The following is a 15,754-nucleotide window of genomic DNA, read 5'->3' on the forward strand; positions in this document are numbered from 1 at the left end:
AAGAGAACTTGTATAGAATGTAAGCGTGTGGTAATATCAAAGATGTACTGATTGACTATATTATCCAATTGGTCATTTTTGGAGGTGATGATGTGGCAATAGATCGAAAACGTTCTATTATTGAGGCTGCAACAAAGTCTTTTTCAGCGTTCGGTTATAAAGCAACAACGATGGATCAAGTAGCGAAGTTAGCGAATGTAGGGAAAGGAACGATTTATACTTTTTTCAAAAATAAAGAAGAGTTATTTGGTGAAATTATTTCTAATTTAATTACAGAAATGAAGCAAGTTGCAGAAAGTGCAATTCGTTCAGATGTTTCATTTTTTGAAAATGTACATAGAGCATTATATAGCATCTTGGAATTTAGAAAAGAACATCAGCTCATGATTAAATTAATTCAAGAAGAGCGCGATATGGGAACGAAAGAAGTACAAGAAGTGATGCAACAAGTTGATGTGGAAATCGTTTCTGTTATTCAATCGTATTTAAAGATTGCGATTGAAAAAGGTGAAATTAGCAAATGTGATCCAGAAATTACAGCATTTATTATGCTTCGTCTATATGTATCGCTTATTTTTGATTGGGAAAAAAATCACGAACCGCTAGAAAAAGAAAAAATTGCAGAGTTATTTGAACTGTATTTACTAAAAGGATTGTCAAACTAAGATAATCCTTTTAATTTTATAAAAAAATGACCAAATGAACGATGTGGTCATATATTTAATTTAAGGGGGGATATAGAAAAAGTATAATCAAAATGAGAAAAAGTTGCATAGTAATAAATTCGGGGATAAGGCATATGTATGAACAAGTATAGCCTTTTTGTTTGGGTAAAAATGACTATATGAACATTTTGGTCATTTTATAAAAGGGGGAGAAATTATGAAAGGGAATCAGTTACTTCGGAAAGAGTTCACGGAAATTATAAAAAGTAAAAAAATGTTAATTCCAATTATTGCGGTCTTATTCGTACCGATTTTATATGCAGGGATGTTTTTGTGGGCCTTTTGGGATCCGTATAAACAGTTAGATGACTTACCAGTTGCAGTAGTCAATTTAGATAAAGGCGCAGTATTTGATGGGAAACCAATTGAGGTCGGAAAAGGGCTCGTTGATAATTTAAAAGATAATAAAAGTTTTAAATGGGAGTTCGTAAGTGAAAAAGAAGCGAAGAAAGGAATGGAAGGTAGAAAGTATTACATGTTAGTGCGCATTTCAGATGACTTCTCAAGTAACGCTACAACGTTACTAAAAGACAATCCAAAGCCATTAAACTTAGAGTACATTCCAAACGAAAGTTTAAACTTCTTATCTTCACAAATTGGCGGAACAGCCATTGAAAAAATTAAAGGTGAAGTAGCAAGTACGTTAACGAAAACATATGCAGAGAAAATGTTTGATTCCATTCAAGACGTCTCAAAAGGATTAGCAGATGGGGCGGAAGGAGCAAATAAACTACACGACGGATCAAGTGAGCTGCATGATGGTTCAAGTAAAGTGACGGATGGCCTTCATACACTTCAAGGGAAATCTGGGGAGATGAAGGATGGAGTTGGGAAACTATTTGATGGATCTGGGAAAGTGACAGCAGGTTTAAATACGTTAAATAGCAAAAACGGTGAAATGCAAATAGGTATCGGGAAATTAGTAGATGGCTCCGGAAAAGTAACAGATGGTTTACATGTATTAAATAGCAATGCAGGTATCGGAAAATTAGTAGATGGCTCCGGAAAAGTAACAGCAGGTTTAAATACGTTAAATAGCAAAACGGGTGAATTGCGTGATGGATCTGAGAAAGTGACCGGTGGTTTGAACAAATTAGTAAGTAAATCCGGTGATTTAAAAACAGGAACAACTGATCTATCAAATGGTATGGGAAAACTTGTTGAAGGGCGAAGTCAATTAGAAAAAGGGTCTCAAGAAATTCAAAAGGGATTGCAAGATTTAAATAGTAACGTACAAAAGTCTGCTGCAGGCTTAGAGGAAATGCAGTCGAAAGTTCCTTCTATATTGAATACAGTAAATGAAAAAATAGATGGAGCTGGGGCGAATATAAATCAGTTAAATGAACTTACGCAATCAACAGTAGGAGATGCAAAAAATGCAGCGCAAGATGTAGCGAATTTACAAAAGCAAATTGAAAGTTTACCAAAAGAATATCAAGAGCAGTTACAACCGTTCATAACAAGTGCTGTAAAAAGTACAGCGACAGTTCAGCAAAAGGCTGCCGGAGTAGCAGGTGGAACAAATAAACTAAATGAAGAAGTAAAACAATTAAAGGGCGAAATACATCAAACAACAAATGGATTGCAAAATAAATTACCAAATCCAGCAGGGATGAAAGCTCTGGCAGATGGTGTTGAGAAAGTAACGAACGCACAAAATGAATTTGTTAGTAAGTTTCATGGATTTGGTGAGGGATTAGATAATGCAAAAATAGGTGCTGATAAATTAAAAGATGGATCAGTTCAATTAATTGATGGAGTAACGCAATTACAAAGCGGCTCTGGAAAAGTAACAGATGGATTAGGTCAATTATCTGCAGGAGTAAATCAATTAGCAGATGGCTCAAGCCAAGTAACAGGTGGTTTAGGAACATTATCTGCAGGAGTAAATCAATTAACGGATGGCTCAAGTCAAGTAACAGGCGGTTTAGGTACATTATCTGTAGGAGCAAATCAAATGGCAGGTGGAGTAAATCAATTAGCAGATGGCTCCGGTCAAGTAACAACAGGCTTAGGTACATTATCAAATGGCTCAACCCAGCTAATCGACGGGGTAAATAAACTAGCAGACGGATCAGGAAAAGTAACAGATGGCCTCGTAAAAGTAAACGATGGTTCAGGTGAACTTGCTGAGAAACTTGGCGAAGGGGCAGAGAAAACTGGTGAAGTGAAAGGAACAGATAAAACGTATGATATGTTTGCAAGTCCTGTAAAAGTGAAGACGGAGAAAATGGCGGAAGTTCCAAACTACGGAACTGGATTTACGCCGTACTTCTTATCACTCGGTTTATTCGTTGGGGCATTACTATTATCAATCGTATATCCATTACGTGATACAGTCGGCGTTCCGAAATCAGGGTTTAGTTGGTTTATTAGTAAGTTCGGCGTACTACTATCAGTTGGTATTATTCAAGCGATAGTAGCAGATGTTATATTACTGTTCGGATTGGGTGTAGAAGTACAAAGCATTCCATACTTCATACTCTTTAGTATCATTACAAGTTTAGCATTTATCGCATTAATTCAATGTTTAGTAACAGCATTCGGTGATGCAGGCCGTTTTATCGCCATCATCACATTAATTATGCAGCTTACAACAAGTGCTGGAACATTCCCGTTAGAGTTGATTCCGAAGTTTTTACAACCATTCAATGCTTGGTTACCGATGACATATTCTGTATCAGGACTGAAAGCAGTCGTATCAAGCGGAGACTTTGACTTCATGTGGCAAAACGTAGGGGTGCTCATGATTTTCATTGTTGTATTATCACTTGGAACAATTGCATCCTTAACTTGGATGCACAAACGACAATTTAGAAATATTGCGGAAAATCAATCGATTGAAGCTTAGAAAAAAGCACCTTTTTGGTGCTTTTTTATTTTAATAGAGGGCATCTTTTCCTTAGTTCATCTATAAATCTTTCTAAAAGCTATAGAAACGAAAGAAAAGGAATTACAACAATTTACAGAGAAACATAGGGTAGAGGAGTTGATATGATGAAAGGCAATCTTACTTATTATTTTATCGTAAATCCGCTAATAATCTTTCTTGTTTATGCCCTTTCACCTATATTGTTTGATAAAGAAGTATATACAAGTATGAAAGATGCATTTGGAATACTTACGTTCTATTATGTGTTAATGAGTGGATATTACTTTATTGATATTTTAAGTGAAAAGATAAAGAAAAAAAGTGATGGAGGATAACAAAATGACTGAAAGTGAAATGAAATTCCGGGATACGACCATTCGTAACTTTTTCGATAAAGAGGATCGTTTAAAATCGATTCCAGGTCAAAAGAAGAAAAAACTAGTATTGTTAGAGCATTTAATTAGCAAGTTAAATGCTGAAAATCAATATACAGAAAAAGAAATTAATACATTTATAAAACAATATCATGATGATTTTTGTACAATTAGACGTGAATTTATTGTACAGGGGTTTATGAATAGAGAGGATAATATGTACTGTATAAACGGGAGAGAAGTTTGGAAGAAGTGGGAGGAGTTAAAATAATGAATCAGCGAGGGGATCCCCGCTGATTATAAGCCTGTGCTAGTCTTGCTGTTTCTTTGTAGTAAGTCTATGAACGCTTCAACATTCGAACTTGTAATGTATCCAAGCGTTATATATTCATCTTCATAGTAAAATATTATTTTTTTGTCAAAGATTCTTCTCTTCGTTTCTATGGATAGAATTTCTTCATAATCAAATTCGGCAATGAATGTATTTTTATATTGGCTAAAAAAGAGAAGTCTTTGATTAGTAGCAAGTAACATGCCAGGATACGGGACTTTATGCGTAATCGTATAGCCAGTAAGTGAACATTTTAAAGTAGATAAAATTTTTTCTTCTTTATGTAATAGTTGTTTTGCAGCTGTTAAGATTGGATTCATTGTATACATTCCTTTTATTTTGATATATGAATATTGTATCAAAAGTAAAAAGATTCTCAATATGTAATATTGCATATTGGCCGTTTTATAGTTGTAATATTATTTTTAAAAAGAAAAAGTACGAGGTGATTCAATGATACGGTTAGTAAAAGAGACTGATGCAGAAGCAATTATGAATATTAGAAAAGAAATTATATTATCGGAAACTACTACAAAATTTTTCATAGTATCCCCAAAGAAGTTACCGAATGATATGAATGCAGAAAGAGAAAAGATACGGAAAAGTAATGAGAAAGGTAATCTTTATATCGTGTATGAAGTAGATGGGAAGGTAGTTGGCTTTTTAATTTTCAACCGATATGAACTAGAACGGTTACAACACGCAGGCACAATGGGAATGGGGATTAAAGAGGCGTATTGTAATCAAGGCATAGGCACGAAATTAATTGAATTTCTTATTAGATGGGCGAAAGGGCAGAAAGGTTTAGAAAAAATTTGTTTAGGTGTAGTTTCTGTTAATGATCGGGCAATTAAAGTGTACAAACGTATGGGCTTTGTAGAAGAAGGTAGACAACGAAAGCAAGTTAAATATGAAGATGGATCATATGGAGATGACGTATTGATGGGGTTTTATATTGAATAAAGGATATATGGTATTAAGAAAAGGAATGTACATAACGTAAATTTCTAAAAGTAGTATATTGCCCCTGCATTAACAGACTTTTCCCTATGTATAATATTAATATAGTAAAATCATAACAACCGATATTGCAGTTTCCAATAATATACTATATAATCAATTTAAGAAAACGTTTTCATGCAAAGGGGGAGAATTTCGTGTCGACTATAGAGGACGTGGCGAAATTAGCGGGGTTATCAAGGACAACGGTTTCTAGGGTGATTAATAATCATCCATATGTTTCAGATGAGAAGAAAAAAAGGGTTCAATTAGCAATGAAGCATTTAGGCTTCGTTCCTAATTCTGCGGCGAGAAGGCTTCGTAAACAAAAAACGGAAACAATTGCGGTGCTCGTTCCAAGGATTACAAATCCTTTCTTCAGTAGATTTATCGAAGCAATCGAGATTGCTGCTTCTGAACATAAATATAAACTGATTATTTGTCAAACAAGATATTTACCGGAAAAAGAGATGGAGTATTTACAATTATTATCTACGAAACAAGTAGATGGGATTATTCTATGTTCACTAGAAAATCCGTGGGAAGATGTAGAGCCATACTTACAGCACGGTCCAATCGTGTTGTGTAATGAATATATTGAGGAAGCAAATATTCCAACAGTGAAATTTGATCATGCGCAAGGAGCATACATAGCTGCGAAGCATGTGTTAGATCAAGGATATCGTAATCTTATTTTTTGCCGTGGTAACGAAACCAAAGTCGTTAGCCAGCAGCGAAAAATGGGCTTTTTACGTGCAATAACTGAGAAGAGCCGCCAAGTAGAAGCGATTGACTTTCTTGAAAACGCTTTCTCTTGGGAAGATGGAAAACGAATATTCCATGAAGTATTAAAGGACAAAAAAAATCCTACCGCGATTTTGGCAGGAGGCGATGAGGTAGCAGCTGGAATTATCTCAGAGGCGAAACGCCATAACTGGAGCATTCCAGATGATCTCGCTGTTATCGGTTTTGATAATCAAATATTATCGCAGATTACAGAACCAGGTATTACGACAATTGAACAGCCAATTGATGAAATGGCCCGAAAAGTTGTCGACCTAATGATGGATAAAATTCATACGAAAAATTATCGAAAAAAAGAATTGTATGAGTTTGAACTGGAGCTCTTGGTGAAAGGTTCAACGATGAAGGATAAGATGTTATTAGCCTAGTAGACTATGTCTGCTAGGTTTTTTTCTGTTCACAAACTACTATTCTTCGTGAACGCAATCATCACATTTGTTATGGTATGCTTCGTGCTGCTCATCAATTTCTTTCCCGCAGTGTGCACAAGTTTTCGTCGGTAAATTTCTGAAAAACTCCATTGGTTGATCGATCATGTCAATCCCTCCATTTCCATTTCTTACTATCATTGTATTAGTACAAAAAATAAAAGTCAACAACTGTTTTATAACAAAATTGAAAATTAATGAAAAAGTTTAGGAAATGGATTATAGTTAACAATGTAGGATGTAAGTAAAACATGCATTTCTACTCGGTTTTAGAAAGGATGGATACATATGAAAATGACTGTTGTCGGCTTTTGGGGCGGCTTTCCAGAAGCGGGAGAAGCAACGTCGGGGTATTTGTTTGAACACGATGGTTTTCGTTTACTTGTAGACTGTGGTAGTGGTGTACTAGCACAGCTTCAAAAATATATAACACCGTCTGATATAGATGCAGTTGTACTGTCGCACTATCATCACGATCATGTTGCAGACATTGGGGTATTGCAATATGCGAGACTAATTACGAGTGCGACAACAAGGCAACTACCAGAACTACCAATATACGGTCATACATTTGATGAGAATGGATTCCATTCTTTAACGCATGAACCGCATACGAAAGGAATCCCGTACAATCCAGAAGAAACACTTCAAATTGGACCGTTCTCGATTTCATTCTTAAAAACTGTTCATCCTGTTACATGCTTTGCGATGCGTATTACAGCTGGAGATGATGCTGTAGTATACAGCGCTGATTCAAGTTATATTCCTGAATTCATTCCATTCACAAAAGATGCTGATCTTTTCATTTGTGAGTGTAATATGTATGCACATCAAGAGGCTGCAAAAGCAGGGCATATGAATAGTACAGAAGTAGCAAGTATTGCAAAAGATGCGAATGTAAAAGAACTTTTATTAACGCACTTACCGCATACAGGCAACCCATCTGATTTAGTAACAGAAGCAAAACAAATTTTCAGTGGTCACATTACGCTAGCGCATAGTGGCTACGTATGGAATTCATGAGGTGATACGATGTTATTTATTGATAATAAAGGAATTACAGACCCTAGAATAAACTTAGCGATTGAAGAATATTGTGTGAAAAATTTAGATATTAACGAAACATATTTACTGTTTTACATTAATGAGCCTTCGATTATCATTGGTAAAAACCAAAACACAGTAGAAGAAATTAATGCAGATTACGTAAAAGAAAAAGGTATTCATGTCGTTCGTCGTCTATCAGGCGGAGGCGCAGTATATCATGATTTAGGAAACTTAAACTTCAGTTTTATTACGAAAGATGATGGAGACAGTTTCAGCAACTTCAAAAAATTCACAGAGCCTGTAACGAAAGCGCTTAGTAAATTAGGCGTAAATGCAGAACTAAGTGGTCGTAACGACATTTTAGCTGAAGGTAGAAAAATTTCAGGTAACGCACAGTTCGCAACGAAAGGTCGTATGTTCAGCCACGGTACGTTACTATTTGACTCTGAAATCGATCACGTCGTATCAGCGTTAAAAGTAAAAATGGATAAGATTCAATCAAAAGGAATTAAGTCAATCCGTAGCCGCGTTGCGAACATTACAGAGTTCCTAAACGAAGAAATGACGACAGAGGAGTTTAGACAACTTCTTCTAGAAACAATTTTCGAAGGAGAAACAGAAATCCCAACGTATGAATTAACAGAAAATGATTGGAAAGAGATCCACAAACTTTCTGAAGAACGTTACCAAAATTGGGATTGGAACTACGGAAAATCACCGAAGTTCAACTTACAACATTCACACCGCTTCCCAGTTGGACAAGTTGATGTTCGTCTTGAAGTGAAAAAAGGAACAGTAACAGAATGTAAAATTTACGGCGACTTCTTCGGTTCATTAGATGTTCATGATATCGAAGAGCGTCTAACAGGCGTTCAGTTCGATAAAGATGCATTCACTGCAGCTTTAGAAGGCGTAGATATTGCACGCTACTTCGGTAACATTACAACAGAAGATTTCTTACATTTATTCTTCTAAAAATGAGGGAGGCTTCCATAACGGGCAGCCTCTTTCTTTTTGCGTAGATTGTCAGGTTTTGTCGGTAAGTCGATATATTTGAAAAATCGCTCATATAATTTCATTTACCAAAAAACATAAAATCACAGGACATTTGCCCCTCGTAAAGGAATATATATATTCAAAAGGAGGCGAATCGAAATGAAAAGGGTAATGTACGTTGTATTATTACTCAGCTTCGTCGTCGGAATGACAGCGTGTAGCAGTGGATCGCCCTCAAGTCGTACAATTTTGTCTATCGGAAAACCAGCGGAGGATAATGTTATATATTTTACGCATACAGATAACAAACGAAAGATACATGATATACAAGACATGTTTCAAAATAAGAAGTGGAAAAGAAATGAAACATTCAGCACTGTTAATAAAACACCAGATGTCATCTTATCAATAGATGAAGACAATACAGGGTTACCGACATTATATGTTACAGTTTATTTTCATGAAGATGGAGCGGACGCTCTTAACTTGCACGGAGAGCATACGACGTTACAAAAAGAGGAACTTGATAAACTTAGAAAAAAGATGAGTGCATATTATCCTAAAATGATTTTTGGTCTAGTGTTATAAATTACTTGTAAATAAAATCCCCTTATTTTTCCAAAGTAAACTAAGAGAAGGTGATCTGTCTATATGCAGTTAATAGAATATCACTTGCTACTTTAATTTTCTTTTAATATAATTAATTTAGAATTTTTAAATATTCTAAATTTTATAAAGGTGGGGTTTTTGTGAATCTCGTTCAATCTTTGGCTGAAACGGCAAAAAAGAAGGGGGATAAACCGGCTTATATATTTATGGATCAGTCGGTCTCATATGACCAATTAAACAAAATGGTCACAAGGTTTTCTAGCAATTTAGCAGAAATGGGCATTGGAAAAGGGGACAATGTCGCATTAGTTGTTGGGAACTCACCACATTTTTTGGTCGGTTTATACGGAACAATGAAAGCCGGAGCAACTGTTATTCCAGTTAATCCAATTTATACAGCAGACGAAATGCATTATATTTTACAAAATGGAGATGTAAAAACAATCATCGTACTCGACGTCCTTCTACCTGTTATACAATCTCTTACAACAAGACTTCCTTCATTAGAAAACATCATCATATGCGAAACCTCATCAGATTTTAACCATACAGAAACCGAAAAAATGAAAACGTTTACTAGTTTTGTGGGGACTGGAGATACAACTTACGAAGGTCCTGAACTAGATGAAGAAGATGTAGCGGTTATCCTATACACTTCGGGCACAACTGGAAAACCGAAAGGCGCTATGCTTACACATAAAAATTTATATAGTAATGCGAGCGATGTGGCTTCGTATTTACAATATACGGCTGATGACCGTGTTGTTGCGGCACTGCCTATGTTCCATGTATTCTGTTTAACAGTTGCGGTAAATGCACCGATTGTGAACGGGGCAACGATTTTAATGTTACCGAAATTTAGTCCGAAAGAAGTATTCCGTATTTGTCGTACGTACGAACCAACGATCTTTGCTGGCGTACCGACGATGTACAATTATTTATATTTATTTGAAGAAGCAAGCGCAGAAGATGTGAAGACGCTTCGTCTTTGTATTTCCGGTGGTGCATCGATGCCTGTTGCTCTTCTACAAAACTTTGAAAAACGTTTTAACGTTATTGTTTCAGAAGGATATGGTTTATCAGAAGCATCACCAGTTACTTGTTTCAATCCGCTAGATCGTCCTCGTAAACCAGGGTCGATTGGCACAAATATTTGGCATGTAGAAAATAAAATTGTAAATGAACTTGGGGAAGAAGTACCTGTCGGCGCAGTCGGCGAATTAATCGTTCGCGGACCTAACGTTATGAAAGGATACTATAATGCACCAGAAGATACAGCTGCGACATTGAAAGACGGCTGGCTATATACAGGTGACTTGGCGAAAATGGATGAAGAAGGTTACTTCTATATCGTTGATCGTAAAAAAGATATCGTCTTAGTTGGCGGTTATAACGTATACCCTCGTGAAGTAGAAGAAGTATTATATACGCACGAATCAGTAGCGGAAGTTGTTGTAATCGGTGTTCCTGATGAAAACTTAGGAGAAGCAGTGCGAGCTTACGTCGTTCTGAAACAAACGAACGTAACAGAAGAAGAACTAATGCATTACTGTACGTTACATTTAGCGAAATATAAAGTGCCGAAAAGCATTGAGTTTTTAATAGAATTACCGAAGAATACGACGGGTAAGTTGTTAAGAAGAGCATTGAGAGAGAAAGCGATGCAAGTGTAAAAATGAGGCAACCATCTTTGAAGGTGGTTGCCTCATTTTTTTGTGCATTGATTAAGCTGTGGTGCCATATATTTAAAGCTTCATATGACCAACAAGGAGGAGATATACATAGAACAGAAGGGATTAACGCTTACGGCGAGTGCAATATCTTATTTGTGACATTATGGATGAACTCTGAAAGTGATAAGAACGGTAATTTTAATCAAAATGGAGTAGTGGACTGTGAATCAATGGCTACGGTGTTAGTAAATGCATATAAATTAGAATGGAATGAAAATAGTAAGTTACCAAAAGAATTTGCTGATTTGAAAAATCATTGGGCTCGAAGTATGCCAATATTTTAGTTTAGTAAGAAAATTCAAATTCCAAGTTGACACATATGAATTACAGAATTAAAATGAAAAGAAATCGAATACAATACATTAGAAGCTAATCAGATAAACTGAAGGCGCACAATGTTCACATTTGTGAATATATTGTGTGCCTTTTTCTATTGTATAAACTAAGGGGGCTTAACGATGAAAAAGTGGGGTAAGACAGCGTTTATGAAAAGTACAGGTGTTTTATTATCAGCAGTTGTACTTTTATCAGGGTGTGGTTCGGCAACATCCACTAGTAATTCTGAAGGAAGTGGAGATAAAAAAACAGTTGAGCTTTTAAATGTTTCTTATGATCCAACTAGGGAGTTATATCAAGATTTTAATAAAGATTTTGCGAAGTATTGGAAAGAGAAGCATGGGCAAACAGTAAATGTAAAACAATCACATGGGGGATCTGGAAGTCAAGCACGCTCTGTTATTGATGGCTTAGAAGCAGACGTTGTTACACTAGCACTTGCTTATGATATTGATGCCATTAGCAAGAAAAAACAACTAGCAGAAGATTGGCAGAAGCGACTTGCGAATAATTCCACTCCATACACGTCAACGATTGTATTTCTTGTTCGAAAAGGAAACCCGAAAGGTATTAAAGACTGGGATGATTTAACGAAAAAAGGTGTGTCTGTCATTACACCAAACCCAAAAACATCAGGCGGAGCACGTTGGAACTATTTAGCGGCGTGGGGATACGCATTGAAAAAATATAATAATAGTGAAGATAAGGCGAAAGAGTTTGTTAGCCAAATTTATAAAAACGTAGAAGTATTAGATTCAGGAGCGCGCGGAGCAACGACAACATTTGTTGAAAAAGGAATTGGTGACGTATTAATCGCATGGGAAAATGAAGCGTTATTATCCCAAAAAGAGCTTGGAAAAGATAAATTTGAAATTGTAACCCCTTCTATTAGTGTACTTGCAGAACCACCAGTAGCGGTTGTAGATAAAGTCGTTGATAAAAAAGGAACGAAAAAAGTAGCAGAAGGGTATCTCGAATATTTGTACTCAGAAAAAGGACAGGAAATTGCGGCAAAAAACTTTTATCGTCCGCGTAATGAAAAAGTAGCAGAAAAATATGCATCCCAATTTCCGAAAGTTCAATTATTTACTGTAGATGAACTATTTGGTGGTTGGAAAAAAGCACAGGAGAAACACTTTAATGACGGCGGCGTATTCGATAAAATTTATCAAAAATAATGCGTACTGCTAAAGGGGGATGAGGTGAAAGAGGATGAGGAAGAAACGTGTTTTACCAGGGTTTGGATTATCGCTTGGATTTACAATGTTGTACATGAGTTTATTCGTACTTATACCACTTTCTATCGTATTTATTCAAACTTCACAGTTAGGTTGGAAGAAGTTCGCTGGGGTTATAACGAACGAGCGTGTGTTGCATTCCTATCAAGTTAGTTTTACAACTTCATTGGTAGCGGCTATTGTAAATGCCATTTTCGGTTTATTAATAGCTTGGGTGCTCGTACGCTACAAATTTCCAGGGAAACGACTATTAGATGGACTCATTGATTTACCGTTTGCACTTCCGACAGCTGTAGCTGGTATTACACTTACAACGCTTTATGCGGAAAATGGATGGATTGGGAAAATATTTAGTCTGTTTCATATAAAAGTAGCTTTTACACCACTCGGAATTATCGTTGCGCTTACTTTTATCGGTTTACCATTTGTCGTTCGAATGGTGCAACCAGTACTGCAAAATATTGATAAAGAAGTAGAAGAGGCAGCTTCGAGTTTAGGTGCATCCCGCTTGCAAATATTTGTGAAAATCATTTTACCAGAAATCTTTCCCGCTCTTCTTGCCGGTTTTTCACTCGCATTTGCAAGAGCATTAGGAGAATACGGATCTGTCGTTTTCATCGCAGGTAATATGCCGATGAAAACAGAAATTGCACCACTGATGATTATGACGAAACTAGAACAATATGATTATGCGGGGGCAACAGCTGTAGCGACCGTGATGCTTATTATTTCTCTCCTTTTCCTTCTTCTTATTAATATGATTCAAAGCTGGAGTAGAAGGCATGAACTAAAAAGTGAATAGGGGGAGAGAAAATGGAACCAACAGTATTAGAAAAGAAAATAGTAAAAAGCGTATCAGCTAAAAAAGAATCTAAGCTTGTACCAGGCGTATTAATTACGATTACAGTTTTATTTTTATCTCTCTTTCTATTACTGCCACTCATAACTATTTTTTTAAAAGCCTTTGAAAGAGGGATGGATGTATACTTTGCCGCTATCACTGATCAAGAAGCATTTTCAGCAATTAGGTTAACGCTTCTCGTTGCGTTAATCGTTGTACCGCTGAATACGGTATTCGGAATCGCAGCGGCATGGCTTATTACAAAGTTTCAGTTTAAAGGAAAACAAGTATTACTCTCTCTTATTGAACTGCCGTTTGCTGTGTCACCAGTTATCGCAGGATTAGTATTCGTTTTACTTTTCACACCGAGGGGTGCTCTTGGCGAATGGTTACTTGAACATGGAGTGAAACTCATTTTCTCTGTACCAGGCATTATTATCGCAACAATCTTTGTAACCTTCCCGTTCGTTGCACGTGAATTAATTCCGATTATGCAGGCGCAAGGGAAAAGTGAAGAAGAGGCAGCTTTATCACTTGGCGCAAGTGGCTGGAAAATGTTTTGGCGCGTTACACTTCCAAATATCAAATGGGGTCTTTTGTACGGCATGATTCTATGTAATGCCCGTGCTATCGGTGAGTTTGGAGCCGTTTCTGTCGTATCAGGTCACGTGCGTGGCATTACGAACACGATGCCGCTCCATATTGAAATTTTGTACAATGAATATCAATTTTCAGCAGCATTTGCAGTAGCGACGTTAATGTCATTAATTGCAGTGTTTACACTCGTTATAAAAAACTGGATTGAATGGCGAATGGAAAAACGACAATAAGAGGGGGATTACGGTGAGTATTCAAATTCAAGGTGTATCAAAGCAATATGGTACATTTCAAGCACTAACAGACATTCATTTGGATATTCCAAAAGGCGAACTTGTTGCCTTATTAGGCCCGTCAGGTTCTGGGAAAACGACGTTATTACGCATTATTGCAGGATTAGAAGAAGCGGATGGAGGCTCTATTTCATTTGATGGAGAAGATTTAACAGACATTCACGTGAAAAACAGGCAAGTCGGTTTCGTCTTTCAGCACTATGCGCTCTTTAAACATATGAATGTATTTGAGAATGTCGCTTTCGGTTTAAAAGTAAGAAAGAAAAGCTTAAGACCGTCAGCAGAAGCGATAGAAGAAAAGGTAACAGAATTATTAAAGCTCGTAAAAATGGATGGCTTTGCTAAACGTTATCCAGCGCAATTATCTGGTGGACAACGTCAACGTATTGCACTAGCCCGGGCACTTGCAGTCGAACCGAAAATTTTATTACTTGATGAACCGTTCGGTGCACTCGATGCAAAGGTGAGAAAAGAATTACGAAGATGGCTCCGAAAATTACATGACGAATTTCAAATTACGAGCGTATTCGTAACGCATGATCAAGAAGAAGCGTTAGACGTTGCAGACCGCATCGTTGTAATGAATGAAGGCTGTATTGAACAAATGGGAACACCGGAAGAAGTATATGAAAACCCAGCAAGCCCGTTCGTTTACGATTTTTTAGGAAATGTAAATTTATTTCACGGCCGCGTTCATAAAGGAAAGCTAAATGTAGGATCGGTCGAACTAGAAGCACCAGAGCATAAGCACGTTTCCAACGTAGACGGAATAGCCTACGTAAGGCCGCATGACTTATCAATCTCTCGTACGAAACAAAGCATAGATGCAATCCCGGCAAAAGTATCTTATTCTCACGCAGTCGGAAATATCGTATATGTAGAATTAAAACGAGACGGAACAGATGAATATTTAGAAGCAGAAATTACGAAAGAACAGTTCAAGCAGCTGAACATTCAAGCAGGTGATTTCGTATACGTACAGCCGAAAGAAGTGAAAGTGTTTATTCCGGAGGATTTTGTAATTTAAGAGTGTTCACTCTTAAATTACAAAATCTATTAATAAGAAAAGGTCTCCTAAAAGATATTTTAGGAGACCTTTTCTTTGTTTATCGTAATAACTTTTTCTCATATGAAATGTAGTAGGAAGTTTGTATATATAATAGCGAAGCGTGTTCAAACAACTATTTGATACGAGTAGTAATGAAGATATTTCTCTTACTTTCTTAAACACAGTTATTACAATTAGAAGACCCACATTTACGCTATTCCAATGAAACTCAATGTATTAGCTTCATTGGAATACTAGAACAAAAGTGAATGTAAAAGTTTAGTTGAATCATGTTCATATTCTATCGTTAGTAAATAATAATAGATGTGATTATTGTAATCTTAAATTATATAACAGAATTAATTATCTGTAATGATATTTTAAAAATTGTTATTAAATTGTCGTATTTTGTGCACAAAATCTTCAAAACTTTAAAACTGTATTTACTTTACTCTTTAGTTTATATAAATTGTGATATGTAAC

The 15,754-nt window shown here is 36.3% G+C and carries 17 protein-coding genes; 15 read left to right on the forward strand and 2 right to left on the reverse strand.

What is annotated here, in order from left to right; translation table 11 throughout:
- The first annotated feature begins 92 nt into the window (after positions 1-92).
- The 4 genes from ACTFRU_RS08695 (at position 93) to ACTFRU_RS08710 (ending at position 4,242) form a co-directional block, all read left to right on the forward strand.
- The gene (locus ACTFRU_RS08695; protein WP_000963381.1) at positions 93-665 is read left to right on the forward strand and encodes a TetR/AcrR family transcriptional regulator; all 573 of its coding nucleotides are present in this window, start codon (positions 93-95) and stop codon (positions 663-665) included.
- Between the two features lie 217 nt (positions 666-882).
- Complete coding sequence (locus ACTFRU_RS08700) at positions 883-3,576, forward strand: YhgE/Pip family protein (protein ID WP_440037604.1); 2,694 nt, start codon at positions 883-885, stop codon at positions 3,574-3,576.
- Positions 3,577-3,719: 143 nt separating this feature from the next.
- Positions 3,720-3,932, forward strand: coding sequence for a hypothetical protein (locus tag ACTFRU_RS08705; protein WP_025710375.1), 213 nt, complete (start codon positions 3,720-3,722; stop codon positions 3,930-3,932).
- Between the two features lie 4 nt (positions 3,933-3,936).
- A complete protein-coding gene (locus ACTFRU_RS08710) occupies positions 3,937-4,242 on the forward strand; it encodes a DUF2087 domain-containing protein (protein ID WP_000140290.1) in 306 nt (101 codons plus the stop codon).
- Between the two features lie 26 nt (positions 4,243-4,268).
- Here the strand turns inward: ACTFRU_RS08710 and ACTFRU_RS08715 are convergent, their stop codons facing one another.
- Entirely contained in the window at positions 4,269-4,622 is a 354-nt protein-coding gene (locus tag ACTFRU_RS08715) for a PH domain-containing protein (protein ID WP_001068223.1), read from the reverse strand.
- A 133-nt stretch (positions 4,623-4,755) separates the two neighbouring features.
- Here ACTFRU_RS08715 and ACTFRU_RS08720 point away from each other — a divergent pair, with 133 nt between their 5' ends.
- A complete protein-coding gene (locus tag ACTFRU_RS08720) occupies positions 4,756-5,265 on the forward strand; it encodes an N-acetyltransferase family protein (RefSeq protein ID WP_440037605.1) in 510 nt (169 codons plus the stop codon).
- Positions 5,266-5,459: 194 nt separating this feature from the next.
- Positions 5,460-6,473: a LacI family DNA-binding transcriptional regulator gene (locus ACTFRU_RS08725; RefSeq protein ID WP_000103715.1), complete on the forward strand. Its 1,014-nt coding sequence runs from the start codon at positions 5,460-5,462 to the stop codon at positions 6,471-6,473.
- Between the two features lie 39 nt (positions 6,474-6,512).
- Here ACTFRU_RS08725 and yhfH read toward each other — a convergent pair whose 3' ends face one another.
- Positions 6,513-6,641, reverse strand: a complete 129-nt coding sequence (gene yhfH / locus ACTFRU_RS08730) for a protein YhfH (protein ID WP_000567010.1) — start codon at positions 6,639-6,641, stop codon at positions 6,513-6,515.
- 180 nt (positions 6,642-6,821) lie between these two features.
- Between yhfH and ACTFRU_RS08735 the strand changes: the two genes are divergently transcribed.
- From ACTFRU_RS08735 to ACTFRU_RS08775, 9 genes are all read left to right on the forward strand, one after another.
- Positions 6,822-7,556 (forward strand): MBL fold metallo-hydrolase, encoded by a 735-nt coding sequence (locus ACTFRU_RS08735; protein ID WP_016122068.1) that lies wholly within the window; start codon positions 6,822-6,824, stop codon positions 7,554-7,556.
- A 9-nt stretch (positions 7,557-7,565) separates the two neighbouring features.
- On the forward strand, positions 7,566-8,555 hold the full coding sequence (locus ACTFRU_RS08740) for a lipoate--protein ligase (protein WP_000897277.1): 990 nt from the start codon (positions 7,566-7,568) through the stop codon (positions 8,553-8,555).
- A 180-nt stretch (positions 8,556-8,735) separates the two neighbouring features.
- On the forward strand, positions 8,736-9,164 hold the full coding sequence (locus ACTFRU_RS08745; protein WP_000832639.1) for a hypothetical protein: 429 nt from the start codon (positions 8,736-8,738) through the stop codon (positions 9,162-9,164).
- Between the two features lie 161 nt (positions 9,165-9,325).
- A complete protein-coding gene (locus tag ACTFRU_RS08750; protein ID WP_001055178.1) occupies positions 9,326-10,858 on the forward strand; it encodes a fatty acid--CoA ligase family protein in 1,533 nt (510 codons plus the stop codon).
- Between the two features lie 167 nt (positions 10,859-11,025).
- Positions 11,026-11,202: a hypothetical protein gene (locus tag ACTFRU_RS08755; RefSeq protein WP_043936635.1), complete on the forward strand. Its 177-nt coding sequence runs from the start codon at positions 11,026-11,028 to the stop codon at positions 11,200-11,202.
- 174 nt (positions 11,203-11,376) lie between these two features.
- Positions 11,377-12,432: a sulfate ABC transporter substrate-binding protein gene (locus ACTFRU_RS08760; RefSeq protein ID WP_000758702.1), complete on the forward strand. Its 1,056-nt coding sequence runs from the start codon at positions 11,377-11,379 to the stop codon at positions 12,430-12,432.
- 34 nt (positions 12,433-12,466) lie between these two features.
- Complete coding sequence (gene cysT, locus ACTFRU_RS08765) at positions 12,467-13,294, forward strand: sulfate ABC transporter permease subunit CysT (RefSeq protein ID WP_001227880.1); 828 nt, start codon at positions 12,467-12,469, stop codon at positions 13,292-13,294.
- Positions 13,295-13,305: 11 nt separating this feature from the next.
- Positions 13,306-14,163 (forward strand): sulfate ABC transporter permease subunit CysW, encoded by an 858-nt coding sequence (cysW, locus tag ACTFRU_RS08770; RefSeq protein WP_000433862.1) that lies wholly within the window; start codon positions 13,306-13,308, stop codon positions 14,161-14,163.
- A 13-nt stretch (positions 14,164-14,176) separates the two neighbouring features.
- Positions 14,177-15,250 (forward strand): sulfate/molybdate ABC transporter ATP-binding protein, encoded by a 1,074-nt coding sequence (locus ACTFRU_RS08775; RefSeq protein ID WP_000027093.1) that lies wholly within the window; start codon positions 14,177-14,179, stop codon positions 15,248-15,250.
- Positions 15,251-15,754: the final 504 nt, after the last annotated feature.

Source organism: Bacillus cereus group sp. MYBK220-1, from assembly GCF_051916445.1.
Lineage (GTDB): Bacteria > Bacillota > Bacilli > Bacillales > Bacillaceae_G > Bacillus_A > Bacillus_A cereus.